General features: G+C 70.8%; 25 protein-coding genes. 8 read left to right on the top strand and 17 right to left on the bottom strand.

Going from position 1 to position 23,523, the window contains the following annotated elements:
• Positions 1-186 precede the first annotated feature (186 nt).
• Entirely contained in the window at positions 187-1,173 is a 987-nt protein-coding gene (locus tag Sru01_RS33995; RefSeq protein WP_203994637.1) for a CPBP family intramembrane glutamic endopeptidase, read from the bottom strand.
• A gap of 17 nt (positions 1,174-1,190) precedes the next feature.
• A complete protein-coding gene (locus Sru01_RS33990; protein WP_307812133.1) occupies positions 1,191-1,844 on the bottom strand; it encodes a hypothetical protein in 654 nt (217 codons plus the stop codon).
• A gap of 101 nt (positions 1,845-1,945) precedes the next feature.
• Here Sru01_RS33990 and Sru01_RS33985 point away from each other — a divergent pair, with 101 nt between their 5' ends.
• Together Sru01_RS33985 and Sru01_RS33980 are read left to right on the top strand one after the other, a co-directional pair.
• The gene (locus tag Sru01_RS33985) at positions 1,946-2,572 is read left to right on the top strand and encodes a TetR/AcrR family transcriptional regulator (RefSeq protein WP_203994635.1); all 627 of its coding nucleotides are present in this window, start codon (positions 1,946-1,948) and stop codon (positions 2,570-2,572) included.
• A gap of 390 nt (positions 2,573-2,962) precedes the next feature.
• Entirely contained in the window at positions 2,963-3,310 is a 348-nt protein-coding gene (locus Sru01_RS33980) for a hypothetical protein (RefSeq protein WP_203994633.1), read from the top strand.
• Positions 3,311-3,754: 444 nt separating this feature from the next.
• On the opposite strand, the gene Sru01_RS33975 is transcribed toward Sru01_RS33980, so the two are convergent.
• The 3 genes from Sru01_RS33975 to Sru01_RS33965 all read right to left on the bottom strand — a co-directional run bounded on the left by Sru01_RS33975 (position 3,755) and on the right by Sru01_RS33965 (position 6,239).
• Positions 3,755-4,630, bottom strand: coding sequence for a M48 family metalloprotease (locus Sru01_RS33975; protein WP_203994631.1), 876 nt, complete (start codon positions 4,628-4,630; stop codon positions 3,755-3,757).
• Positions 4,631-5,163: 533 nt separating this feature from the next.
• Positions 5,164-5,601, bottom strand: coding sequence for an acyl-CoA thioesterase (locus tag Sru01_RS33970; protein ID WP_203994626.1), 438 nt, complete (start codon positions 5,599-5,601; stop codon positions 5,164-5,166).
• A 5-nt stretch (positions 5,602-5,606) separates the two neighbouring features.
• Positions 5,607-6,239: a TetR/AcrR family transcriptional regulator gene (locus Sru01_RS33965; protein ID WP_203994624.1), complete on the bottom strand. Its 633-nt coding sequence runs from the start codon at positions 6,237-6,239 to the stop codon at positions 5,607-5,609.
• A 210-nt stretch (positions 6,240-6,449) separates the two neighbouring features.
• Here Sru01_RS33965 and Sru01_RS33960 point away from each other — a divergent pair, with 210 nt between their 5' ends.
• Positions 6,450-7,430 carry a threonine ammonia-lyase gene (locus tag Sru01_RS33960; protein WP_203994618.1) on the top strand — a complete coding sequence of 327 codons (981 nt, stop codon included), beginning with the start codon at positions 6,450-6,452 and terminating at the stop codon, positions 7,428-7,430.
• A 33-nt stretch (positions 7,431-7,463) separates the two neighbouring features.
• Here Sru01_RS33960 and Sru01_RS33955 read toward each other — a convergent pair whose 3' ends face one another.
• A complete protein-coding gene (locus tag Sru01_RS33955; RefSeq protein ID WP_203994617.1) occupies positions 7,464-8,348 on the bottom strand; it encodes a nucleotidyltransferase domain-containing protein in 885 nt (294 codons plus the stop codon).
• Between the two features lie 188 nt (positions 8,349-8,536).
• On the opposite strand from Sru01_RS33955, the gene Sru01_RS33950 reads away from it, so the two are divergent.
• The 3 genes from Sru01_RS33950 (at position 8,537) to Sru01_RS33940 (ending at position 10,530) form a co-directional block, all read left to right on the top strand.
• Complete coding sequence (locus tag Sru01_RS33950) at positions 8,537-9,208, top strand: TOPRIM nucleotidyl transferase/hydrolase domain-containing protein (RefSeq protein ID WP_203994616.1); 672 nt, start codon at positions 8,537-8,539, stop codon at positions 9,206-9,208.
• A gap of 7 nt (positions 9,209-9,215) precedes the next feature.
• A complete protein-coding gene (locus Sru01_RS33945; RefSeq protein ID WP_203994615.1) occupies positions 9,216-9,548 on the top strand; it encodes an ArsR/SmtB family transcription factor in 333 nt (110 codons plus the stop codon).
• Between the two features lie 94 nt (positions 9,549-9,642).
• Complete coding sequence (locus tag Sru01_RS33940; RefSeq protein ID WP_203994614.1) at positions 9,643-10,530, top strand: TIGR03620 family F420-dependent LLM class oxidoreductase; 888 nt, start codon at positions 9,643-9,645, stop codon at positions 10,528-10,530.
• Here the strand turns inward: Sru01_RS33940 and Sru01_RS33935 are convergent.
• The 6 genes from Sru01_RS33935 to Sru01_RS33910 all read right to left on the bottom strand — a co-directional run bounded on the left by Sru01_RS33935 (position 10,527) and on the right by Sru01_RS33910 (position 14,406).
• On the bottom strand, positions 10,527-10,871 hold the full coding sequence (locus Sru01_RS33935; protein ID WP_203994611.1) for a hypothetical protein: 345 nt from the start codon (positions 10,869-10,871) through the stop codon (positions 10,527-10,529). The genes Sru01_RS33940 and Sru01_RS33935 overlap by 4 nt on opposite strands.
• A 258-nt stretch (positions 10,872-11,129) precedes the next feature.
• The gene (locus Sru01_RS33930) at positions 11,130-11,669 is read right to left on the bottom strand and encodes a M23 family metallopeptidase (protein ID WP_203994609.1); all 540 of its coding nucleotides are present in this window, start codon (positions 11,667-11,669) and stop codon (positions 11,130-11,132) included.
• Between the two features lie 152 nt (positions 11,670-11,821).
• Positions 11,822-12,397 (bottom strand): dihydrofolate reductase family protein, encoded by a 576-nt coding sequence (locus Sru01_RS33925; protein ID WP_203994608.1) that lies wholly within the window; start codon positions 12,395-12,397, stop codon positions 11,822-11,824.
• A 125-nt stretch (positions 12,398-12,522) separates the two neighbouring features.
• The gene (locus tag Sru01_RS33920; RefSeq protein WP_203994607.1) at positions 12,523-13,152 is read right to left on the bottom strand and encodes a hypothetical protein; all 630 of its coding nucleotides are present in this window, start codon (positions 13,150-13,152) and stop codon (positions 12,523-12,525) included.
• Between the two features lie 118 nt (positions 13,153-13,270).
• Positions 13,271-13,729 (bottom strand): hypothetical protein, encoded by a 459-nt coding sequence (locus Sru01_RS33915; RefSeq protein ID WP_203994606.1) that lies wholly within the window; start codon positions 13,727-13,729, stop codon positions 13,271-13,273.
• A 170-nt stretch (positions 13,730-13,899) separates the two neighbouring features.
• Complete coding sequence (locus tag Sru01_RS33910) at positions 13,900-14,406, bottom strand: FBP domain-containing protein (RefSeq protein ID WP_203994605.1); 507 nt, start codon at positions 14,404-14,406, stop codon at positions 13,900-13,902.
• A 73-nt stretch (positions 14,407-14,479) separates the two neighbouring features.
• On the opposite strand from Sru01_RS33910, the gene Sru01_RS33905 reads away from it, so the two are divergent.
• Entirely contained in the window at positions 14,480-15,049 is a 570-nt protein-coding gene (locus Sru01_RS33905; RefSeq protein ID WP_203994604.1) for a TetR/AcrR family transcriptional regulator, read from the top strand.
• Between the two features lie 75 nt (positions 15,050-15,124).
• Here the strand turns inward: Sru01_RS33905 and Sru01_RS33900 are convergent, their stop codons facing one another.
• The 4 genes from Sru01_RS33900 to Sru01_RS33885 all read right to left on the bottom strand — a co-directional run bounded on the left by Sru01_RS33900 (position 15,125) and on the right by Sru01_RS33885 (position 21,068).
• Entirely contained in the window at positions 15,125-15,835 is a 711-nt protein-coding gene (locus Sru01_RS33900) for an N-acyl homoserine lactonase family protein (protein ID WP_203994603.1), read from the bottom strand.
• Between the two features lie 181 nt (positions 15,836-16,016).
• On the bottom strand, positions 16,017-17,996 hold the full coding sequence (locus Sru01_RS33895) for an alpha-L-fucosidase (RefSeq protein ID WP_203994599.1): 1,980 nt from the start codon (positions 17,994-17,996) through the stop codon (positions 16,017-16,019).
• 200 nt (positions 17,997-18,196) lie between these two features.
• Positions 18,197-19,633 carry an arabinofuranosidase catalytic domain-containing protein gene (locus Sru01_RS33890; protein WP_203994597.1) on the bottom strand — a complete coding sequence of 479 codons (1,437 nt, stop codon included), beginning with the start codon at positions 19,631-19,633 and terminating at the stop codon, positions 18,197-18,199.
• 58 nt (positions 19,634-19,691) lie between these two features.
• Positions 19,692-21,068, bottom strand: coding sequence for a glycoside hydrolase family 43 protein (locus tag Sru01_RS33885; protein ID WP_239138048.1), 1,377 nt, complete (start codon positions 21,066-21,068; stop codon positions 19,692-19,694).
• Positions 21,069-21,899: 831 nt separating this feature from the next.
• Between Sru01_RS33885 and Sru01_RS33880 the strand changes: the two genes are divergently transcribed.
• A complete protein-coding gene (locus tag Sru01_RS33880; protein ID WP_203994595.1) occupies positions 21,900-22,931 on the top strand; it encodes a LacI family DNA-binding transcriptional regulator in 1,032 nt (343 codons plus the stop codon).
• Positions 22,932-23,092: 161 nt separating this feature from the next.
• On the opposite strand, the gene Sru01_RS33875 is transcribed toward Sru01_RS33880, so the two are convergent.
• Positions 23,093-23,523 (bottom strand): cellulose binding domain-containing protein (locus Sru01_RS33875; protein ID WP_203994593.1); only part of this gene is annotated, 431 nt, incomplete at its 5' end.

The following is a 23,523-nucleotide window of genomic DNA, read 5'->3' as shown; positions in this document are numbered from 1 at the left end:
GGCCAGTCCTGCCAGGTGACGGGGCTGCCGGAGGGGCCGGTCGGCGGCGATCCATCGCGGCACCAGTGCGATCGGCCGCAGGTGGAGCGCGGTGCCGGGTACGGGCACGGGGTGGACGAAGTCCTTAGGCAGCCAACTCAGGAGGCCCGAGGCTACCGCCGGCAGGCCGGCTCGTAGCGCCGCACGTCACGCTGACGGAGTGCGTGCGGGGCCCGATTTCCGGGTCGTCCACCAGATGATCGCGGTGATGACGGCCAGCCCGGCGCCGGGCACCAGGTTCGTGACCGAACCGACCGCCTCGCCGCGGCTGCCGAGGGCTCCGCCGAGGTCGAGATGCAGCGTCGTGGCAAGGACGAACGCGGTGGCGTTGTACACGGCGTGCAGCACGACGGCGACCTCGAGCCCGCCGGTGCGCCAGGTGACGATCGCCATCGCCGAGAACAGCACGAGATACGACGTGAGCAGGTAGGGATCGAGCGTGCCGTGGAAGAGCGAGAACAGCACGGTCGTGACGATGATGCCGAGGATCGCCCCGGAACGGGCGCCGCGGGTCCAGCCGCCGACGACGCGGAACATCAGGCCGCGCAGTCCGTACTCCTCGCCGGCCGCCGCCAGCGGGCTGAGCAGCGTGCTGATGACGATGAATGCGACAAGGTCGGCGGTCGTCCAGGGGACCGCCTCGCCGGGCATGAGGGACGCGATGGAAACGAGGATGAGGAGCAGCGGCCCGAAGACGAGCAGCGTGCGGCCGAGGACGCCATGGCGGAAGCGTCCGGTGACGGAGTGCAGCGAACCCGCGGGCACGCCGTAGAACAGGCGCTGCAGCAGCATGCTGTAGGGGATGAGCACGGCGAGCGAGAGCGCGCCGGCGGCCTGCTGGAGCGGGGTGAAGCCCGTACGGCCGAGAATCCGCGCGTCGATGGTGGCGGCGCCGAGCAGGAACAGCTGCGCGAAGCCGATGAGCCCGGCGAACAGCAGCACGATCACCAGGAGGCCGCGCAGGATCCGGCGCTTGTCGCCCGCGTAGACGCGGTGGTATTCGACGCCGGCCGGCACGCGCGGCGGGCGCACGGGTACGTCGGGCCGGAGGAGCCAGCCCTCGCCGGCCGCCCCGCGGGGCGGGTGCGCGTGCTCGTCGGGCCGGCGGATCCGGTCCTGGGCGGTGCTCGTCATGGTGTCCTTCCTCATGGTCAGCTCGCGAGAGTGTCGAGCCAGTTCGAACGCAGTCGCAGCGCACGCTCGGTGCTGCCCACGACCGCTGCGACGCCGGCGGCGATGTTGGCCGCGACCGGGACGTGCACCGGGAGATCGAAGGCCCCGAGCGCGTCCGCCACCGGCGGGATGTGCGAGATCGTCGCGGCGAGCTGCGGCACGGCCACGCAGATCCCGACGAGCACGAGCAGTGCCGAGACGGCGCCGACGAGGCGGCTCAGCCCCGGGCGGGTCCGATGCAGGTGGGCGCGCCGCCCCTCGGCGGAAGCGGGATGCGGCGTCAACGGCTTCGCGGTGCCGTCGGCGCGTACGTGGTGGCAGCGCCGCAGGCCGTAGGTGCCGACGGCGACCTCGATGTGACCGCCCGGCACCGGGAAGCGGGCGGGCATCGTCGAGAGCGAGACGAGGGCACCGTCACGGTAGAGCCGCGCGCGTATCGCGCCGTCGTCGCGATCGCCCAGCTGCCGGACGTCGACCGCGTAGGTGGACGCGGTGCCGTCCGGCGCGCGAAGCGTCAGCGTGCGCACCGACCTGCTCAGCAGCTGCCACCAGCGGAACCGTGGCAGCGGCTCGCCGTTGCCCGGGCGTACGCGCCGTGCCGCGCGACGGTCGCGCCATCCTCCGAACACCACTTCAAGAACCTCCTATCTTCGATCACCGCACTCACTAGCACACTGTGCTACTCCGGCAAAGCTAGCACACTGTGCTAGAACTGGTGCGTGAGGAGGCCCCGATGAACGACCGTCCGACGAGAAAAGACACCCGCGACCGGATCCTGATCGCCGCCGCGACCATGCTCGGCGAGGACCCGACCGCTCGGCTGAGCGTCCGAGGGGTCGCCGCGCGAGCAGGCGTCAGCATGGGTTCGCTCCGGCATTTCTTCCCGACGCAACGGGAGCTCATCGACACCGTCGTCGCCGGCCTCTACGACGTCGACATCCCTGACGACCCCATCCTCGACACCGAACGCCCGGCGGTGGATCGCCTCGTCGACTGCCTGCGGCTATCGCTCTCGACGGTCGGTACCGGAAGCCGGGCGCGCGAGTACTGGCGCGCGATCCACGAGACCTACATCGCGTCCGATCCGAGCGATGACCAGGTCACCACGTTCCGGTCGCTAGAGCGGCTGGGTCTGCACCGCATCGAGCGATGGCTGGCCGTCCTCGCCGGCGAAGGCGCCGTACCGGCGGACGACGTCGAGCGACGCGCACGCTTCCTGGCGACCGTCCTCAACGGCCTGCTCACCGAGCGCGCGCTCCCCGCCGACGCCGGCCGACTCCGGTTCGAGACCGACACGCTCCGCATGGCCGCCGAAGCCGTCACGAGCGGACACACCAGGGCCGCGCACGCTGAGCACTGACACGCCCGCCCCGTCGAAACGACGACACCGAGGACGGCGTGCGCGACTCTCAAGACCCGCTCGTGCGCCCACCAGGCCATCCTCCACGTGCCGCTTGATCGGCCACCAGGGTCGATCAAGACGGTCGGCGGCGGGTGACGAAGCGCATCATGCGCATGCTCGGCGCGTATGCCACGAGTTTCCGCAAACGACGCACGGGACACGACCGTTTTGGTGCCCCGGCGGCGACGGGACGCGGGACGTCAAGGACTTGGCGCGCATGATCAATGAAAATTCCGGCGATGGTTGCGATCTTCGTAATCGACGGGAAAGCAGCGGATCCGTCAAAGCGATCTCGAAAAGGTGTTCGCTGCTCGATGAAGGGAGAAAGCTATGGGCAGGTCAGCGCGCATGATGTGGATCACCGCAGCGGCGGCACTGGGAATGCTCTTCTCCGCGGCTCCGGCGAGCGCGGCGGACGTAACGGTGGTCACCTACATCAACGGACTCGTCGCCGGCTCCGGTAAGTCGTACAACTACAGCACCATGGTTCAGGCCTGCGACGTCAGGGCCGACAATCTCGGCGTGCGTACGGAGTACGTCACCGCCCTGGGATTAGAGGACTCCGTCGGTGATGCCAATGGGTCCGCTGACGGCTGTGGATCGGAGCGACCGGCCGACGGTGCCAGCATCGACAAGCTCCGGGTGTGTGCCGGCTCAGGCACCGCACATTGTTCGCCCTGGAAGCGCGGCTACTAACAACCGAAAGGCCGCAATATCCGGTAAAAGACTATCTGCGTAGCCGCACCATGGAGGGTTGTCATCCCCGGAAGAGAGCGACCGAGCGGCAAGCCGTAAGAACTACGGTTCCCGTATTCGCCGTCCGGTCATTCATCCGCTGTTCAGGCAGCGCGAAATGGCCGAACGCTGCATCAACCGCATAAAGGCGGCCCGCCCTGCGGCGGGCCGCCGGCGTTCACCGGCCGACTGATGGACCAGCCAGAACAGCACAATACCGGCCAGGTGGGCGCCAGCGAGGCGTAAAACAAGGCGACACTACGTCTGGGCGACGGAAAAGGCAGGCGCCGACGACCACGTGCCATCCCATGGCGCGAGGTCACTGCGGCAGCGCTCATCGGCACCGTTCGGTGGCCGGTTGTCGAAGGGACACCCAGCGTGGAGATCGGCTGCCGTCCGGCCGGGTCACGGGGTTGCGGTCGGGCGACTGAGCGCGGTGAGGCGGTCGACGCGCCGGGCGATCGTCGGGTGGGTGGACCACCAGGCCAGGCGGGCGGGTTTGGCCGCGACCAGGCCGGTCACCGGGACGCGTGCGGTGGCACGCAGATCGGCGCGGGGAATCACACCACTGTTGCCGATCTTGAGCAGGGTCGCGGCCAGCAACGCGGGCTGCCCGGTCTGCAGGGCCGCGTCATGGTCGGCGGCCAGTTCCCGGTAGCGGCCCAGGGCCCGCAATGGCAGCTGCGCCAGCAGGCTCCACAGCCCGAGAATGATGATCAGTGGATAGAGCCACGCCAGCAACAATGCGACCGGCAGGTCCCGGATCTCCTGGCGGAGCGGCACCGGCTTGGAGTTCCGCCGCACGAAATCGCGGGCGACCCTCGCGCCCCAGGCCATGGCGATGGCCAGCGAACCGGCCAGCGTCATGATCGCCACGTCTCGGTGCCGGATGTGCGCGACTTCGTGGGCCAGGGCGGCGCCGAGTTCGTCCGGCTCCAGCATGTCCAGCAGGCCGCGGGTCACCACGATGGTGGTGTGCCGTTCAGAGCGGCCCAGAGTGAAGGCGTTGGGCACCGGATCCGGGCTGACGGCCACGCGCGGCTTGGCCACATCGTTCAGCGCGCACAGCCGATTCAGCACGCCGTGCAGTTCCGGCTCCTCGTCGGCGTCCACGATCCGGGCGCCGGTCATCTCCCGGGCGAACCACTCGGCGCCCCACCATTGCAGCAGGATCACCAGCAACACGACCGGCACCACGTACCGCCAGCCGACACCGGCCAGGAGCACCGCCCCGACCACGACCCCGTACATCAGTGCCAGCATCGCCAGCACCGCGATCATGCGAGGAACCAGACCGTGCATCCTTTGTCCAGCCACGGGTCTCTCCCGACCTCACATCGACCGCGATGAAAGTCCGGCCTCAGGAAACCGTTCACCGGTGGATTCCACAAGTGGCCGCCGGCGCACATTTGCTTACCGTCGGACGTTCCTGCCACGGATAGGGCGCCGACGCGCGAGTCGCGCTTCTGAACCTCCCGCCGGATCGACCGGCGGGGTGGCGGGGCTCGCCTCATTTCCGGACCGTCGCCCGCCGAGCATCGCGGCCACCTGCTAGCGACGCCGGCCTCGAGCCAGCACCACGCCGATCACCGCCACCACGACGGCAATGATGATCAGTAGTTCGAACCAGCCCAAGCCGAACATGGAGGCTCCCCTCAACCGCGGGCATCGGATCCAGGGTGGTCGGCCGGACGAATCTGGTCAAGATCTTTCCCGGTGGCCGGAGGCCCGAACAGGCAGGCGGGTCCCCGTCCTGGTCGAATCCGTCGGCGCGGCGACCGGTGCTTCCGGCCGGCCGCCGGGCCGGCCGGGTCTCAGTGGGCCGCCGCCGTGCGGTGCAGCAGGGGTTCGGCGGCGGCGCGCAGTTCGTCGCTGAACGGCGCGGGTCGCATGGTGGCCGGGTCGAGGTTGACCATGGCGCGGTAACCGTCGGCGTGCACCACCGCCCGATCGGCCGACAGCACGCGAAAGCCGTAGACGAGGCTGGTGCGCCCCAGGCGGTCGATCCAGAAGTGCACCACCGGCTCGCCCGCTCCGACGATGGGGAGGTGAAAGGTCACCTTGGTCTCCCGCACGACCAGGGCCACGTCCTTGAACGCCGACCGGGCCGGATCGGGCGCCCAGCCCAGGCGTAGCCAGTACGCCCCGATGCCCCGCTCGACCAGTAAGGCGTACCGGGAGTTGTGCAGCAGGCCCATGGCGTCGAGATCGTCGAAATGCACCTGGACCGGTTCGTACAGGCCATCGTCCATCGTGATCAATCCTCCGGGAGAAGTGTCGGGTCAGGGCAGAGCGCGCGCAGGCGGTCGAGTACCGCACGGCGGGCGTAGCCGAGGGCGGCCGGCCCGTCGTGCAGGCGGGAATGAATGATCACCATCTCCCCCAGCGCGTCGATCTCGTAGGCGAGCTGGGCCACGTCAACGCTCGCGGCGAGCTCACCCATCGCGATGGCCTCCGCCACCAGCCGCCGCATGCACTCCTGCCATGCGCGCAAGGCGCGGGCGACGCGGTCGCGCACCGCACCGGGACGGTCGTCGAACTCGGCCTGGACGGTGAAGAAGAAGCATCCCCCGGGGAGCACGCCCTCGCCGTAGAACCGCAGCCGCGCCTCGTGCAGCGCGAACAGCCGCCGCACCCCGGCCGGGGCCCGCAGGGCCGGGGCCATCACCTGCTCGGTCCACTGGCGACCGGCCCAGTCCACCGCGTCGAGCTGTAGTTGCTCCTTGTCCCGCCAGTGGGCGAAGAAGCCGGACTTGCTGGTGCCGGTCGCCGTCGCCAGCCGCCCCAGGGAGAGCCCGTCCAGCCCTTCCACGGAGGCCAGACTCACCGCCTGCTCGAGGATCGCCTCGCGGCTGCGCATCCCGCGCAACCGCCGTCCGTCCTGCGTCATGGACACAATCTATATTAACGACCGATCGGTTGGATAGATGGCCGATCCGTCCGTACGGTTCGCGGCGTGTTCGGAGGTCGGGGCGGTCGGCGCCGAGCGCGTTCTCGCCGCCGAGCACGCCTGACGGGCGCGGCGGCCTGACGTCCCCGAAGACGCGGCGGGCCGAGCGTGCCCGAATCCGGCTCCCGCCACCGGCTAGGCTGTCGTCGCGTGCAGGAGACGCGCCTTGACACCGCCCGGATCCGGGCGGCCCGCCAGGCCATCGACCCGGTGTTCCTCGACACCCCGCTGTACCGTTGCGAGGCCCTGGAGCCCGGCCTCGGGTGCGCGGTGAGCGTCAAGCTCGAAACGGCGAACCCGGTCCGCAGCTTCAAGGGCCGCGGCACCGAACTCGTGGCGAGCCTGCTCGCCGGCGACGGGCGGAACGCGGTGGTGTGCGCCAGCGCGGGCAATCTCGGCCAGGCCCTCGCCTGGTCCGGCCGCGCCCGAGGGCTGGACGTCACCGTCGTGGCGTCCCGCTCCGCGCCCGCCGCCAAGCTGGAGCGCATCCGCGCGTTCGGTGCCCGGCTGGAGCTGGTGGACGGCGACTTCGACCTGGCCCGCGAGCGGGCGGCGGCCCTCGCCCGGCAGGAGGGCATCCGGCTGGTGGAGGACAGCCTGGACATCGAGACCTGCGAGGGCGCGGCGACCATCGGCCTGGAGCTGGCGGACGCGGCGCCGACGTTCGACGCGGTCCTGATCGCGCTCGGTGGCGGGGCGATGGCCACCGGGGTCGGGCATGTGCTGAAGGAGCTGGCGCCCGGGGTCGAGGTGATCTGCGTCCAGCCGCTGGGCGCGCCGGCGATGACGTTCTCGTGGCGCCGACGGCGGGTGGTCACCACCGATTCGACCGACACCATCGCCGACGGCGTGGCCGGCCGCCGGCCGATCCCGGCCGTCCTGGACGACCTGCTGGTGGTCGCGGACGACGCGGTGCTGGTCCGGGAGGAGTCGATCATCGCCGGCATGCGGCTGCTCCTGGAGCATGCCGGCCTCGTGGCCGAGCCCTCCGCCGCGCTGGGCATCGCGGCCATCCTCGAGGACCGGGACCGCTTCGCCGGCCGGCACGTGGTCACCATCGTGTGCGGCGGCAACGTCGACCTGGACGCCTACCACCGCTGGATCGGCGCGGCCCCCGCCCACCGGTCCTGAACGTCGCCCGCCCGGACCGGACCGGCGTTCGCCTCACGATGGCCGCTCGCCGTACAGGCGATGCGCCTCTGCGATGACCATGTCGGCGAAGGCCAGTACATCCCGGCGGCGGGCCTGAGGGGTCGGGTACCGCGATCGCCTCTCGCGACCCGGCCTGAGCGGCAGGAACTCCGCCAGGCCGGTGACCAGGCCGGCGGCGGTGGGCCGGGCCTGGTCAGCTCGCCGGATGCGCAGGGCCTCCTCGACCACGCGGTGCCAGCGCTCCGGGAAGGTCTCCAGCGCATGGCGACCCGCGCCCTCCTTCGAGGTGATGTCACCGGTCGCCAGGGTGTAGTGCAGGCGGACGACACCGGTGACGATCCAGACGGTGGCGTAAGGGCTCAGGACGGCCGTCCTCCACAGGCTGAACGGGCGGGCCGCACGATCGCAGAGCCGGCGCCAGTACCGGTCGAGATTGGTGTCGACCCAGGCCGCCAGGGCGTGCTTGTCGTGCCAGACGTCCAGGCCGGCGGGTTCCGGGCCGCGGCAGGCCATGCCGTGGCGCGCGAGTGTGTGCCAGAGGACCGGATTGTCGGGGATGGTGGCGCCCTGGAGATGGCCTTCATGGCTGTGCGGCCGCGGGCCGGTGCCGGCCGGACCGTCCCGCAGGTCGTTCCAGGTCAGGTAGACGCCGTCGAGTGACGGGCGGGGCGTGCGGGCGCGTAGCCGCGCGTGCGCGCGTTCGAGGGCGGCGAGGGCGGGACCTTCGGGCGGGGCGGCGGTGACGGCCACGAAATCGACGTCGCTGGTGTACGGGCGGAAATCGCCCAAGGCCACCGACCCCTCCAGGTACAGCCCTTCGATCAGGCCCTCGGCTTCGGCATCGACGGCCCGAAGGTAGGCCGCCACGAGGTCGTCCACTGGACCCGGGAGTCTCATGCGAGGGCAGTCTGCCGCACCGGCCCACCGGCGTCCACGCGAACGGATCCGGCGGATCGGGAACCATCCGTCGGCCGCCCGCGCACGGGTCGCCCGCCGAATCGGGCCGGCCGGCGCGCCACGCGGTCGCGGCCCGGGCATTCGTAAAAGGGGATGAACCTCGCCGGGGCGGGTGCGAGGCTGGGCCGGTGAGCGACACGCGGACCGTGGTACTGGTCGAGGGCCTGAGTGACAGGTCGGCCGTCGAAGCGCTGGCCGGGCGCCGCGGCCTTGATCTCGCGGCCGAGGGCGTCCGCGTGGTGGCGATGGGCGGCGCCACGAACATCGCCGCCTACGCGGGCCGGTTCGGTCCGGCCGGTCTCGGGCTCCGGCTGGCGGGTCTGTGCGACGTCGGAGAGGAGGGTGTCTTCCGCAGAGGTCTCGAACGCGCCGGCCTCGGCCCGGTGGCCACCAGAAGCGATCTTGAGGCACTCGGGTTCTTCGTGTGCGCCGCCGACCTGGAGGACGAGCTGATCCGCGCGGTCGGGACCGCCGTGGTGGAGCGCGTCGCCGATGCCGAGGGCGATCTCGGCTCGTTCCGCACGCTGCAGAAGCAGCCCGCCTGGCGCGGGCGCGACTCGCACGACCAGCTGCGCCGGTTCATGGGGTCGGGCGGCCGGCGCAAGATCCGCTACGCCAGCCTGCTGGTCGCGGCGCTCGACCTCGACCGGGTACCGCGCCCGCTGGACCTGCTGCTGGCCCACCTGTCCGGCGCCCGCACCGTCGAGTCCAGGGCCGTCGAGCCCAGGGCTGGCGAGCCCCGGGCCGTCGGGGGTGGTCCTCATATCGAAGTACTCCGAAACATCGGGCCCGACCTATGATCTGCGCATGGCAGAGGGCGCGTTCTCCCCGGACCCCGACCTGGTCGAGGCGCTGCGGGCGCTGGCGAATCCGGTCCGGTTGCAGTTGCTGGTGTGGCTACGCGATCCCGAACGGCACTTCTCGCTGGACGGGGCGATCGCCGACCCGGCCGAGGTAGGGGTGTGCGTGAGCCACATCACGGCCAGGGTGGGGCTTGCCCAGTCGACGGTCTCAGCGTACCTGGCCGAGTTGCAGCGAGCGGGTCTGGTCCGGGCGACCCGGGTGGGCAAGTGGACGCATTACCGGCGTGACGAGCAGCGCATCGCCCGGCTGGTGGCCACCCTCGGGCGGACCCTCTAGGCGCGGGCGATCCAGCACGGGTACCGGCGTTGCCGTACATATCGTAATTCTGCGATACTTCGATGCGTCTGTTGACGATCATCGGGAGGTATCGGTGGGGAAGATCGACGGCCTGGATCTGGGGACGTTCGGCATCTACACCTTCGACTTCGAGCACCAGTCCGCCGGGCGGATGCGCGAGTCGATCCAGGAACTGGAAGAGCAGGGCTGGGGCGCGTTCTGGTTCCCGGAGCTGCTCGGGCGCGAGGCACTGACGCTCGCCGGCTACCTGCTCTCCTGCACCGAGCGGATGCCCGTCGTCAACGGCATCGCGAAGATCTGGTCACGCGAGGCCCGCTGGACGCACGCCGCCGCCCGCCTGCTGGCCGACGCCTACCCGGACCGGCACGTGCTCGGGCTGGGATTCGGCGACGCGCGGCCGGGCGTCCGCCCGCTGGCCGCGATGAACGAATACCTCGACGCCATGGACGCCTCCCGCACGCCCAACCCGGAACCGAAGGCGCCGATGCGCCGCATCCTGGCCGCGTACGGGCCCAAGATGCTCGAACTGGCCCGCGACCGCTCCGCCGGGGCGCACTGCTACCACGTCAACGTGTCCTACACCGCGCCCGCCCGGCGGATCCTCGGGCCGGACGCGTTCCTGGGCGTCGAACACCCGGTGCTGTTCGAGACCGACCCCGGCAAGGCCCGCGCGATCGCTCGCGAGCACCTGCGTCCCTACCTGAACCAGAAGTTCAACGTCGCGAAGTTCCGCCGGCTGGGCTACTCCGAGGAGGAGATCGCGAACGGCGGCAGCGACCGCATCGTCGACGACCTGGTGTTCTGGGGCGACCTCGACACCATCGTGACCAGACTTCACGGCTACGTCGAGGCCGGCGCCGACCATGTCGGCATCCAGGTGATCGGCATCGAGCCGGGGCGGTCGGCCATGCCGTACTGGCGGATGCTCGCGGACGCGTTGCTACCCCGGACGACCGGCTAGCAGTCGCAGATGAAGCCGTAGTTGCCCCACAGGCCCTTCATGACCAGCTGGTACTTGTTCCCGTACAGACCGTAGATGCCGTGCCGGAACTGCTTGTCGGGAGACACCCGGCCCGATCCGACCTTGCGTCCGGTCTCCCGGTCCCACACCTCCCAGTCCACGATGCTGGAGCTGTCGATGCCGATCCAGATCCGGTCCAGGGTGTGGTTCGCGGGGGTGTAGCCGCTGGCGCACTTGTTCGTCCAGTAGTCGGGACGGCACGTGTGGTACACCTGCGCGCTGGCCGGCTGGGTGGTCGCCAGGACGGCACCTGCCGCCGTGATGAGGGAGAGAACGGCCATGGCGGCTCTGCGCACGATTGCTCCAGGGGGTGAGGGCGCCGGCTGTTGATCACGAGTCTGGCAGCCGGCCGCCCCCCGCGTACAGCCTTTTTGGTCCACGCTTAATACCGTTACCGGACAGCAAGATCTCGGTGACCGGTGCGGATGGTCACGGGCCTAGGGCCGAGCCGGCGAGCCGACATACCATTCGCTCGCACGCCGGACGGATCCGGGCCGTCCGGCCTTCGCCCGGTCGCGAGGGTCCTTCCGGCGCCGGGTTCAGGGGGAGCGGACCGGTACCCGCAGCGGCACCGGGCCGGCCGCCGGCCGCCATCCGCCGTCGTCGAGCCGTTCGAGCCGGTCGACCCGCCAGGGCAGCACGGACGCGGTGAAGGGATCCGCCGACGTCATCGCCTGCACGTGGAGGTGGGGTGCCAGGGAGTTCCCCGAGTTGCCCACCTCGCCCAGCGGGTCGCCCGGCGCCACCCGGTCACCGGCGGCCACGGCTGCCGACCCGCGGCGCAGGTGGGCGAGCAGCACGAACCCGCCGGACAGCTCCAGGACGACGTGGTTGCCCGCTGCGGCGGCGAGGTTCCGCCCGGCGCGGAGCGGGCCGATCAGCAGAACCCGGGGGACGTCCCGGAGGAGGCTCATCGCCGGCCGGTCCGGCTCCCCGTCGTGCACGGCGACCACCGTCCCCGCCGCGGGCGCGACCACGCCGCGTCCCCATCCCGCGAAGCGGTCCGCCCGAATCGAGCCGAGCCCGCGCCAGAGGGACACCGGGGCGAGCCGGGCCCGATCAGCGGTTACTCCCGCCACGTCCAGAACATGGGCCGCGTGCCCGGGCGGGCGATAAGCGACACACACCCCGATCATCGGCATACGATCAAATTCGAGCATGAGAAAGGCTACAACCGACGGATCGCCCGCCGTCGGCGCGGTCTACGGCGACCACGGCCGGCGAACCCGCCTCAGTCGGCCGCCTCGCCGCGGTCGCGGCGCACCACGGTCAGCGCGGCGGCGCCGGCGGATCCGACCTCGGTGAACCGGAAACCGGCCGGAACGCCGGTGGCGAACAGCCGGTCGCCGGCACCGGCGACCACCGGAAACGTGATCAGCCGGTACTCGTCGATCAGATCGGCCGCGGCGAGCGCGCGCACCAGACTCAGGCTGCCGATCACCACGACGTCGCGGTGCCCCCGCTCGGTCCTGGCCCAGTCGAGGGGATCACCCTCGATCACCGCCGAGTTCGACCAGGCGCCGGTGTCGACCCCGGTGCGGGTGGCGACCCGCTTGGGCACGGCGTTCATCAGCGGGGCGTAGTCGTCGTCCCGGCCGGGCCAGAGCCGGGCGAAGTGCTCCCAGGTCCGCCGGCCGTAGAGCTGCACGCCCTTCTCCAACCGGGTGCCGAGCCGGAACTTGTCCCCGCCGACCGCGCCCGGCCCGTACCGGAACGCCCAGCCGCCATAGGCGGTCCCGCCGCGTCCATCGGGGTCGGACACCACGCCGTCGAGCGTGACGAACTGGATGACGATCACGTCGCCCACCGAGGGCTCCCTTCTGGTGGCGGCCCGTCCGGCCGCGACACCAGGTACCTACCGGCGCCGGCCCGCGAACTCATCGCCCCGCCCGAGAAGCGGGCCGCGGTCCTGATGGCATCCGGCGGGCGCCGTCACGGAACGGATCGCCGGTCGTCCACCCGGAGCGCCAGGACGCCCCACCGGCCACCGAGGCCGAGCAGGTCGGCGACCGGGTCCGGGGCCGGGACGGCCAGCCGCTCGTCCGGGCGGAAGTGCACGACCGTTCCGGTCGTGCCGTCGTCCGCGACCGGTACCAGGCCGGTCCGCGGAATCCCGCGTGCGTACTCCTGCGTCCAGGAGCCGTTCGTCCGCCGGTTGGTATGCCGCAACCACCCGCTGAGCGCCGCGACGACGGACATGCCACGGCGCGGGTGGCCGTCGGGCAACGAAGGCGGATCAGGATGGTCGAAGAATCGCAGGTCCTTCGAGGCCATGACAGGCTTCTTCACCACCAGGCCGCGATCGTCGAATCGGGTGTCGGTGCCGCGGCCGTCGTCCATCACCGACACCGAGCCGTCGGGGTGGAGGGTGACGGTGCAATGCCCGCCGTCGCGGCTCTCCGCCTCGTCGGCGGCATATGCGACGACTTCCAGGATCAGGTGGCGTACCCCGCCAGGGGCGAACCGTGCCGGATACTGCCGGATGCGCGAAAGGTGGTCTGCGTCCACCCCACGCGCCCAGTCGTGCGTCGTGTTGTACCAGGAGGCCTGCGGTATGCCCACCCGTGAAGACTATGCCCCGCGCTCAGCGCACGCCGAACGCAGCCCGGCGGGCTACCGCGTCGGTGCGGTGCCGGCTCGGCGCTCGCGACCGCCGGCGTCATGAGCCGGTGCCGCCCGCTCATCGTCCCTCGCCGGCCGGCAGCAGACGGGTCCGGGCGCCGAATCGCCGCTCGAAGGTGTCGAGTACGCCGATCAGCGCCTCCCGGCCGCTTTCCCGGTGGCCGCGTCCGACGGTGAGCGGGACGGCCCGCGCGATCGGACCGGTGGCGAGATTGTAGGTGCGTCGCCTGATCAGGGCGCCCTCGGGATGCTCTTCGACCTGTAACCGGCCGCACCACCACCACTGGCCCCGGGCCTGGACCCAGCCCGAGGCGCGGTCGACCTCGATGGTCAGCGGGACTCCGCTCACCCGCGCGGTGAATCTGGCCGGTCCCCCGGTGACCATGACCGTGCGGCCGGGCACCGCTCCGACGACGAGCGGTACATCCTCCTCCCGCAGCGTGCCGGTGCCGACCTGGAGCACTACGTCGCGTACCTGGCCGGGGGGCAGATCGACCAGCCCGACGTGCTCGGACATCAGCCGTCCTGGTGCCATTCCACCCATTGGCCACCTCCACAAGACGCGTACTATCGCGAATTTCACGTTACCGCGATCATCGCCGGAAGGCCAGGCAGGAGTTGCCATGCGCCGGCTCCTGGCCGGACCGGGCGGGCTGTCGCCGATGCCGCCGCGACGGGCTCCGCGGGTCAGGTCGACGCGCCGGTCACCTTGGCCAGGAAGGCGGCCACGTTGGCGCGGACCCGGGCGGCCTTCTCGTCGACGGTGAGGGACTCGTCGATGGGCCCGCCGCCGGGCGCCTCCTTCCGGCCCCGGACGTAGAGGGAGCAGGCGAGGTCGGCACACAGGTAGTGCCCCACCGTGTTCCCCTGGCGGCCGGCCTCGCCGGTGCGGCGTGCGGTCATCAGCGCGACGCCGCCGTTGGTGTGCGTGGTCAGGCACAGCGAGCACATGCTCCGCGAGGTGAAACCACGCGCCGCGCCGGACGTCACCCGCAGCGCGATGCCCGCGAGGGAACCGTCGTGCTCGGCGACCAGGTAGGCGCGTTCGGGTGCGCCCGGATCCCGCCAGCCGAGGAAGTCGAGGTCCGCCCACGGCAGGTCGGCGAGCTCCCGGGGCGGGTTGAGGCGCTTGGTCTCCCCTTTGGAGCAGTTGATGAATGATGCGCGGATGTCCCGCTCGGCGACCGGTCTCATGACAGTCGAGGCTAGTTTGCCTAGTGTCTCTAGGCAAATGATTAATGAGTGTAACCAGTGGGAAGGTAGGTGCATGGCACGTTCTGGAGTCACCGCCGAGCGCCTGACCGGGGCCGCCGCGGACCTGGCCGACGAGATCGGCCTGCCGAACGTGACCGTGTCGGCGGTCGCCCGCCGGTTCGGTGTCCGGCCGGCCGCCCTGTACGCGCACATCCAGGATCTGCGCGATCTGCGGCTGAGGGTGGCGGAGCTGGCGCTGACCGAGCTCGCCGACCGGGCCGCCGCCGCGCTGGCCGGCCGGGCGGGCAAGGAGGCGCTGGTGGCGTGCGCGAACACCTACCGGGACTACGCCAAGGCGCATCCCGGCCGGTACGCCGCCACCCGCGTCGCGATGGAGCCGGACACCCCGGCCGGCCGGGCGGCGGTCCGGCACTCGGCGATGATGCGGACGATCCTGCGCGGGTACCGGCTGCCGGAACCCGACCAGACGGATGCCATCAGGATGCTGGGCGGCATGTTCCACGGGTTCGTGGACCTGGAGGCCGCCGGCGGGTTCCGCCATCACCCGCGCGAGGCCGACGCCTCCTGGGCCCGCATCCTCGACGCCCTCGACGCGGCCCTGCGGAACTGGCCGGCGGCCTGAGATCCGCTCGCCATCCTGGCGCCGTCCCGCCGTGCCGGCGACCCCGTTCCTGCGCTGAGCCGGCCCGTCAGGCGTTCACCAGCCGCCCTCGGCGGGCTCCCAGACCGAGCAGTCGTGGGCGAACAGCACCCGCCGCGGGTCGAAGCCGGCGAGCCGGGCCAGCCAGGGCCGGTACCCCGGCAGCGGCCGGTCCGCCCCATCGCGGGCGGCCTGGCGCGCCAGCTGGTCCGACCCGAAATGGACGGCGAAGTCGTGCGCCTGACCGGCCAGGATCACGCTGCCGTCGCGCTGCCGGAGCACCAGGGACTGGTGGCCCTCGGTGTGGCCGGGCGTGGGGACGATCCAGACGCCGGGCCACACCTCGGTCTCACCGGACAGTTCCTCGTACCTCACACCGGGGAAGTCGACCAGCGCCTCGAAGGTGTGACCGCCCCGGCGCGCGGTGGCCAGTTCGGTGCGCTGGACCAGGATGGGCCGGCCGGCCAGCGACGGATTGCCGCCGCAGTGGTCGAAGTGCAGGTGGCAGTTGACCACCAGCGAGATGTCGGCGCGGGCGACACCGGCCGCCGCCAGCGCCTCGTCCAGCGCCCGGCGCCGGGGGCGGTAGTGCGCCTCGGTCCCGGCGTCGGCCTGGCCGATGCCGGTGTCGAAGAGGATCAGCCCGCGTTCGTGCCGCACCAGGTAGGCCAGCACCGGCTCCACCCGGGGGTCGGCGTGCCCGGTCTCGGCCGCGGGCCGGATGAAGTACCCGAGGTCCAAGCGCCGCACCGCCATGTCCGTTCCCATCCCGCCAGCCTGGCAGATCGGCGTACGGCTCTCCGGCTGTCCGCCGACGGCGGAAGGCCGGCCGGCGGGGAGCGCCGCGCCGCCGCACGGACGTGCCGCGCTCGGGCGGCCGGCCACGCCGGAGGACCGGCCGGGAGCGAGGGCGGGCCTCGCTCCCGGCGGCCGCCGAACGCCGCCTGACTCAGGCGGTGGTGATCGTCCAGAGGTTGTTGGCGCTGGTATTCGGCGTCCACATGCCGACGGTGGAGCCGGCGGTGCTGTTGCCCATGCCGTCCAGCGCGGTGTTGGTCCCGCGGTTGATGATCTGGTTGCGGCCGTTGCCCGTGTCGTTCAGCCGCCACTGCTGGTTGTTGCCGCCGTTCCACGCCGACTGCCGGCACACCGCGCCGTTGGCGGTGTTGCCCCAGCTGTCGAGCACCATGCCGTTGGTCCGATTGACGATCCGGTACCAGCCACCACCGAGGTCCACCAGCTGCCACTGCAGGTTGGTGCTGCCGTCCCAGTTCCACTGCTTCAGGTTCGACCCCGATGCCACGTTGCCGCCGCTGTCCAGCACCAGCCCCGTGGCCGCGTTGGCGATCCGCACGTAGCCGGTCGGCGTCGGGCCGGACCCCGGCGCGGGGATGGGACCGTTGAAGCGCAGCTTGACCACGTACGCCGGGGCGCTGAACGGGGCGTTCGACGACGGCATGGTGATGTGCAGCCCGCCGCCGTCCTGGGTGCGGGTGGGCATGTCGATGTACTGCCCGGCGGTGGAGCCGAGCAACTGGACCGAGGCCAGCGTGCCAAGGTTGATCCGGTTGGAGTTCAGCGTGGTGATGTGCATCGTGCCGCCCGGCCAGCCCAGCACGGTGGCGTACAGGGTGGTGTTGTCCTTGCTGCGGGTGAACCGGATGTCGGTGTTGGTGCCCGGCCGCGGCGTGACGAACGAGCCGCCGCCCATCTGCGTCGGGCCTTCGCCGTAGATCGACCAGGCCCGGGTGGCGTAGATGGACTCGCCGAACCGCTTGAGGTAGTCGCCGATGCCGAGCAGGATCGTGCGCTGCCCGGACGGGATGGTGCCGTCGGCCATCGGGGCGATGTTCAGCAGCATGTTGCCGTTCTTGCTGACCCGGTCGATCAGCGAGTGCAGCATGGCGTTCAGCGAGTAGTAGCCGATGCCGTTGGTGTAGCACCAGCTGGAGCTGGAGATGCTGTCGTCGGTCAGCCAGTAGGGGGTCTGGATGCCGGCCGGGCCGCCGCGCTCGTAGTCGACCACCTCGCCGCGGGTGTTGAAGCCGTCCTTGTAGGTGGCCACGAAGTCCCGGTTCAGCGCGACGGCCTTGTTGTAGTAGTACGCGAGGAAGTTCAGCCGCTGCGCCTCGGGGATCTGGCTCAGGTTGAAGTCCTGCCAGATGACGTCGGGCTGGTAGCCGTCGATCACCTCGCGGAGCTTGTCGTACCACAGCTGCTGCTCGGCGGCCGCGCCGAGCTGGCCGTACAGCTTCTTCAGCGAGTTCGTGGGCTGCGAGGGCACCCACTGGTAGAAGCCGGTGAAGTTGTAGGCGTGGTGCAGCGCCGTCAGCAGCTTCATCCCCTTGGCCCGGATGGCGTCGGCGTGCAGCCGCAGCAGGTCGAGCTTCGGACCGGTGAGCATCGAGTTCCACTCATTGACCTGGCTGTTCCACATCGAGTAGCCGTCGTGGTGCTCGGCCACCGGCCCGGCGAACTTCGCCCCGGCGTCGGCGAACAGCTGCGCCCACTCATTGGGGTCGAAGTTGCCGCCGGCCGACTTCAGCTTCGGCGCGAACTGCACGAAGTTGCCCGCCTTGTCGCGGGCGCCGTTGATGAAGTTGTGGTACGGCCAGGCCGACGGGTCACCGTAGACGCTCTTGTGGTGGTTGTTCTCGTTCGACCCGTTGTTGTACATGTTGCGCGGGTACCACTCGTTGGCGAACGCCGGGACGCTGAACACGCCCCAGTGGTAGTAGATGCCGAACTTGGCGTCCTGGAACCACTCGGCGGCCGGCGGGTGCTGGTCGACCGACGACCAGCTCGCCGTGTAGCTCTGCGGACCCTCGGTCGCCCACGCCGGGCCCGCCTTCAGCAGGCCTGCGGCGGTGGCGGCGCCGGCGGAGACGAGCAGCGTGCGGCGGCTGAACCGGAATGACGACGAAGACATCAAGACCCTTTCGTGATCTCCGACCATGCCGATCCGACGGGCCGGGGCCGGCCGGGCGTCGATGGTCGGGCGGTGGCGGTGGAACGGCGGTGCCCGGCGCCGTACGGTGCTAGGGCTGAAACCGGGCCTCGCGGGTCAGGGACATGCTCGATGCCGCGCGGCGTGCCGCCGGCCCAGGCCGGCGGCACGCCGCGTCCGGCCTAGCGGTAACCCGCGGCCACGATGTTCGCCTGGACGGCGTTCTCGGTGGCGTCGGACGGGTAGCCGCTGACCATGGCGCCTTCGTAGAAGGTGCCGATGCTCTGGTTGGTGTTGTCGATGCAGCAGTCGCCGCCGCTGCCCAGGATGATCGCCCCCTGCTTCTTCATCGGGCTGTAACCCCGCGGCAGCGCGCCGTCGTACAGCGTGTACAGCGCGCCGGACTGGGCGTTGCTGCCCTTGATCGCGAAGCGGCTGGTCCCGTTGTTCTTCAGCGTCGCGGTGACGAACTTGCTGGTGAACGCCCGCTGGTTGGTGTTCCACGATGAGCTGCCGCCGGGGTAGAGCCCGTACTCCAGGTCGGCCTGCACCCACGGGCCGGAGCCCTGGCAGCCGCCGAACCAGCAGCTGGTGCCGAAGTAGATGGCGTCCATCGCGCCGGCGCCGTCGGCCCGCCGGGTCGTCTCGCTGTTGCCGTAGTCGAAGCAGCAGCCGCTGTTGACGTGCGTGCCGCTGGTCACCATGTACATGCCTTCGGGCTGGCTGCCGGTCGGCACCCCGGTCAGGTGACCGTCCCGCCAGTAGCTGCTGCGCCCGGGGATGAACAGCGAGTACGCCTTGCTGCCGCCGACCGTCAGGGATTCGCTGGTCGCGCTGGCCGGGTTGACCGCGCCGCCGACGCCGCCGGGCCCCTGGTAGCCGAGGTTGTTCCCCCGGCCAGACTGGTCGTAGATGATGGTGATCACGCACGAGGTTCCGGCGCAGAACGAGTCCTGGGCCGCCGCGTTCGCGGTGCCGCCCGCCGCCAGCACGCCGATGTTCCGGGTCGTGTTGTCGGAGGAACGCCGCACCTGGTACAGGTTCCCGTTGTAGGAGCGCAGCAGCGCGCGGGTGGTGCTGTGCGCGGCGATGCAGGGGGTCCCGCCGGCGGCGTAGATGTCGCAGGGCAGGCTGCCGGTGCCCGGCGTCGGCGTGGTGCCCGGCGTCGGTGTCGCGCTCGGCGACGGGCTGGGTGAGGGGCCGGGGCCGGTGTCGCCGGTGCAGGTGGTGCCGTTCAGCGCGAAGGAGGTGGGGACGGGGTTGCTGCCGTTCCAGGAGGCGTTGAAGCCGAACTCGGTGCTGGCGCCGGTGCCCAGGCTGCCGTTGTAGGAGACGTTGGTGGCGGTCACCGCGGCGCCGGACTGGGTGTGGGTGGCGTTCCAGATCTGGCTGATCTGCTGTCCGGCGCCGAAGGACCAGGTGAGCCGCCAGCCGTTGATCGCGTCACCCAGATTTGTGATCTTGACGCTGGCGCCGAAGCCGCCGCCCCACTGGCTGGACACCGTGTAGTCCACCCGGCATCCGGCGGCGGCTTGGGCGGCGGGCGCGGTCAGCGCGCCCGCGGTGCCGGCCACGACGGTGGCGGCGGCGGCGAGCCAGACTCGCAGTCGAGGGATCATGCGTACTCCTGGGGGGTCGAGGAGCCTTGGGCGATGTTCGGCCGCGGGCTCGGGCAGGTCACGAGGTCACCCGGAAGGTGGCGTCGTTACGGTCCGCCTGGCTGGAGGACGAGCTGAGCGGATCGATGCGCAGCAGGTAGTCGCGGTGCCGGAGGTGGTAGGTCGGATAGTTGTACGACCGGAACGACGACCACGCCGGGTCGGCCAGGCCGGCGGTGCGGTAGAAGGTGGCGTCCGCCCGGAACGTCGAGCTGTTGTCGTTGGCGGCGAGCCGGATCGCGTAGTTGTAGTGCCGCAGATAGCTGCCGGGGACGTTGACCGACTCGAACGACACCCCGGCGGAATCGGCCAGCCCGGGCACCAGCCGCCAGAGCTGGTCGCGGAAGGGGTCGAACGGGTACGGGTCGATGCGGCCGACGCCGTTGAGGTGCCGGACGAAGTGGTCGGGGTGGCTGGAGCACTTCAGCCGGACCCAGCTCGGCGCGCCCCACCGGTTGAGCAGGGCGTTGTACTCGGCTTCGGTGATCCCCGTCATGGAACCGTGCTTGGCGTTCAGCGGCGGGGTGTAGTCGCGCTGGTTCAGCACGGCCCAGGATCCGCCGCCGATGTCGCCCGACGACCAGGCGTAGTAGTCGTTGTTCACCGGGCTGTAGGAGTCGCCCCACAGCCGCCAGCCGCCATCGTTGGTCCGCAGCAGCAGGGGCGCCTCGATCCCGCCGCCCTGGCGCAGCCCGCCGGTGTAGGTGGTGAAGCTGCTGGGCGCGCCGGTCGACGAGCGCGCGCCGTACAGCCGGCCGTCGGAGAGGTTCTTGTAGTACATGTAGGTGGTGCCGCCGTCCACCACGATGTCGGCGTCCAGCACGCCGAAGCCCGGGCTGAAGAAGGTCTGCGCCGCGCTGACGCTCCGGAAGTCGGAGGTGTAGTTGACCCGGAAGATGTCGGCCGCCGAGTAGACGACGGCGTACTGGCCGCGCGTGGCGTCCCAGAAGACGGTGGGCGCCCAGGTGTGGTCGTTGGTGGTCTGGAACCGGACCAGCCGGTAGCCGGTGAGGTTGGTCAGATCGACGGAGTCCCAGACATGAAGGTAGGGACTGTTCGACCCGAAGTTGGTGCCCTTGAGGTCGGTGGCGATCACCACGAAGGTGCCGTCGTTCTTCCGGAACACCTGCGGGTCGCGCAGACCCTGCTGTCCGGCGGTGGGGGTGACCACCGGGTTGTTCTGGTTCAACGGCGTCCAGTTCAGCCCGTCCCGGCTCACCGCCAGGTGCAGGCCGTAGTCGGCGGCCTGCATCGACGGCGACTCGGTGAAGTAGGCCATGACATAGGCCGTGTAGGTCGCCGCCGACGCCGCGCGCGGCAGGGTCACCGCACCGGTGGCGGCGAGCGCGGCGGCGGCGAGGGCCGACTTGGTGAAGTCTCTCCGGGACAGGCTCACGTGGGCTGACCTTTCTGGGTGCCGGCAGAAGGGGCCGAGGATCCACCGCGGTTCGCGGGATCATGGATGACGAGCAGGATGCGGAGACGCTTGGGAGATCGACGGCGCGGTCGCACGCCGGACCGTGGCATGAAAACGCGGCTCCCGCCGTTCACCACCGACTCCGGCAGGAGGAGGCCGCTCGAGGACTCAGTGTGAAAACTGCTGTCAAATGTGTCAAGGGTCTATTTGGAAAGTTACCGTCGAGCTGACCTCGGGAAATGCCACGACCTGCGGAGATATGGGGGCCGGCGATGTAACTTTCCAGTTGCTCGATTTTCGGAGAATCACCCCCGATAGGGATGAAACTTTCAGCCGGCTGCACGGCAGGAATACCTCCCGGCGCAGCCAGCGGCCATCGCGGCCCGATCCGGGCCGCCGGACGGCGGGGCCGGTCTTGACGGGACCGGCCATTGTCGTATTTGCTCCAGCGCACCACCACCGCCGAACAGCCGCCGACGAAGGGAATCTCATGTCCGCTTGTGTTAACGCTAACACCAGCTAGGTCGCCGGCTGGAAAGCTTCCCAGGCCCGCCGGCCCGTCCGGTCACGGTGAACGTCGCGGAGACAACCGCGCCAGAACCGCACATCGCTGACCGGCCGTGACGCCGTCCACCGCAGATCACCGGGGCCGACGCCCCGGCGGCGGAGCGTCGGGATTGAAACTTTCCATCAAGCCATCGGGCGATTAGCCCGGCCATCAGGGTCCCGAAAATCGAATTCTGAAAGTTTTCGGGTATTCTGCTGAAATTTCTGGGGTGCGCTTCGTTTGCGCGCCATTAGACTGCGGTCATGACCGCCATCGAGGAGCCGCCGGCGTCCGGCTCCGAGCCGCTCACCCTGGCGCAGCTGGCCGAACTCGCGGGAGTGTCCACGGCGACGGTCTCGAAGGTGGTGAACGGCCGATCCGCAGTCGCACCGCAGACCCGCGCGCTGGTCCAGGGCTTGATCCGGGAGCACGGCTACCGCCGGCAGCGGCGGCGCGTCAACCCGGCCGTCGGCCTGGAAGTGCTCTTCCACGAGCTCGCGGGCGACTACCCGACCGAGATCATCAAAGGCGTCGCCGAGGTCGCGCGCGAGCACCATCTGGCCGTGACGATCTCCGACCTGGCCGGCCGGGCCACCGAACGTGATCGGCTGGACGATGTGCTCAACCGCCGGCCGACCGGGGTGATCGCCGTGTTCTCCAGCCTGACCGAGGACCAGCGGGACCGGATCGTCGAACGGAAGATCCCGCTCGTGCTGCTGGACCCGCTCGGCGACCCCGGCCCTCGGTTCCCCTCGGTGGGCGCGGGCAACTGGAACGGCGGGCTGTCGGCCACCAACCACCTGCTGGAGCTGGGACATCGCCGGATCGCGATCATCACCGGCCCGGCGAACTCGCTGTCCAGCCGGGCCCGGCTGGACGGCTACCGCGCGGCACTGGACACCGGCGGGGTGCGCGTCGACCCGGAGCTGATCAGCACCGGCACCTTCCGGATCCAGGACGGCCTGGAGCAGGCCCGCAGGCTGCTGCGCCTGCCCGACCCGCCGACCGCGATCTTCGCGGGCAACGACGGCCAGGCCGTCGGCGTCTACCACGCCGCCCACGAGGCGGGCCTGCGCATCCCGGAGGACCTCAGCGTCATCGGCTTCGACGACATGCCGCCGCTGAGATGGGCCATCCCACCGCTGACCACGATCCGCCAGCCGCTCACCGAGATGGCGGCCGCCGCGTCGCGAATGCTGGTGACGCTCTCCCGCGGCGAGCCGCTCACCCAGCACCGGGTCGAGTTCGCCACCAGCCTGGTCATCCGGGGCAGCACCGCGCCGCCGAAGGCGTGAGGTGAACGCCTCCGGCGCGGGGGGGCCGAAAGGCCCCCCCGCGCCGGAGCGGTCCCCTCGCCGGGAAGTGCGGTCACCGCGCGGCCGGTCTAGCCCGAGCGTCCCGGCCGGGACGGAATCCGGCCGGCCGGAGCCGGGCCGGATCCGCCCTCACCGCCGGTTCAAGGGCTGGTGCAGGTGGCGGTGGGGGTGGCCGCGGTACCGTTGGCGGTGAAGCCGAAGGTGGTGGAGCCGCCGGCCGGGATGGAGCCGTTGTAGGCGGCGTTCTTGACGGTGACACTGGACCCGGAGACGGTCTGGGTGCCGTTCCACAGGCTGCTGATCGACTGGCCGCCCGGCCAGGTCCACTTCACCGTCCAACCGTTGACCGCCGCGCTACCGGCCCGGACGGTGACGTCGGACTGGAAGCCGCCGCCCCAGCTGTTCGTCGTCGTGATCGTCGCGGTGCACCCGCCACCGGGCCCCGGCGACGGGGACGGCGAGGGAGAAGGCGACGGGGATGTGGGCGGGCTCGGCGACGGAGACGGGCCTGGGCCGGGGCCCGCGCTGTTCAGGACGTTGAGGACGGCGTCGTAGGCCTGCTTCTTGTTGT

Origin of the sequence: Sphaerisporangium rufum, from assembly GCF_016863395.1 — a bacterium.
Classification (GTDB): domain Bacteria; phylum Actinomycetota; class Actinomycetes; order Streptosporangiales; family Streptosporangiaceae; genus Sphaerisporangium; species Sphaerisporangium rufum.
Note: the sequence above shows the minus strand (reverse complement) of the source record. Positions and strands in the feature narration are given on the sequence as shown.

What these genes read in the sequence shown, in the direction of transcription:
- Sru01_RS33910 (WP_203994605.1), bottom strand. Translation starts at nt 14,406, where the DNA reads ATGAGACCGGTCGCCGAGCGGGACATCCGCGCATCATTCATCAACTGC.
- Sru01_RS33955 (WP_203994617.1), bottom strand. Translation starts at nt 8,348, where the DNA reads ATGAGACTCCCGGGTCCAGTGGACGACCTCGTGGCGGCCTACCTTCGG.
- Sru01_RS33915 (WP_203994606.1), bottom strand. Translation starts at nt 13,729, where the DNA reads ATGTCCGAGCACGTCGGGCTGGTCGATCTGCCCCCCGGCCAGGTACGC.
- Sru01_RS33980 (WP_203994633.1), top strand. Translation starts at nt 2,963, where the DNA reads ATGATGTGGATCACCGCAGCGGCGGCACTGGGAATGCTCTTCTCCGCG.
- Sru01_RS33935 (WP_203994611.1), bottom strand. Translation starts at nt 10,871, where the DNA reads ATGGCCGTTCTCTCCCTCATCACGGCGGCAGGTGCCGTCCTGGCGACC.
- Sru01_RS33985 (WP_203994635.1), top strand. Translation starts at nt 1,946, where the DNA reads ATGAACGACCGTCCGACGAGAAAAGACACCCGCGACCGGATCCTGATC.
- Sru01_RS33880 (WP_203994595.1), top strand. Translation starts at nt 21,900, where the DNA reads ATGACCGCCATCGAGGAGCCGCCGGCGTCCGGCTCCGAGCCGCTCACC.
- Sru01_RS33895 (WP_203994599.1), bottom strand. Translation starts at nt 17,996, where the DNA reads ATGTCTTCGTCGTCATTCCGGTTCAGCCGCCGCACGCTGCTCGTCTCC.
- Sru01_RS33945 (WP_203994615.1), top strand. Translation starts at nt 9,216, where the DNA reads ATGGCAGAGGGCGCGTTCTCCCCGGACCCCGACCTGGTCGAGGCGCTG.
- Sru01_RS33900 (WP_203994603.1), bottom strand. Translation starts at nt 15,835, where the DNA reads ATGGGAACGGACATGGCGGTGCGGCGCTTGGACCTCGGGTACTTCATC.
- Sru01_RS33890 (WP_203994597.1), bottom strand. Translation starts at nt 19,633, where the DNA reads ATGATCCCTCGACTGCGAGTCTGGCTCGCCGCCGCCGCCACCGTCGTG.
- Sru01_RS33970 (WP_203994626.1), bottom strand. Translation starts at nt 5,601, where the DNA reads ATGGACGATGGCCTGTACGAACCGGTCCAGGTGCATTTCGACGATCTC.
- Sru01_RS33905 (WP_203994604.1), top strand. Translation starts at nt 14,480, where the DNA reads ATGGCACGTTCTGGAGTCACCGCCGAGCGCCTGACCGGGGCCGCCGCG.
- Sru01_RS33995 (WP_203994637.1), bottom strand. Translation starts at nt 1,173, where the DNA reads ATGACGAGCACCGCCCAGGACCGGATCCGCCGGCCCGACGAGCACGCG.
- Sru01_RS33965 (WP_203994624.1), bottom strand. Translation starts at nt 6,239, where the DNA reads ATGACGCAGGACGGACGGCGGTTGCGCGGGATGCGCAGCCGCGAGGCG.
- Sru01_RS33975 (WP_203994631.1), bottom strand. Translation starts at nt 4,630, where the DNA reads ATGATCGCGGTGCTGGCGATGCTGGCACTGATGTACGGGGTCGTGGTC.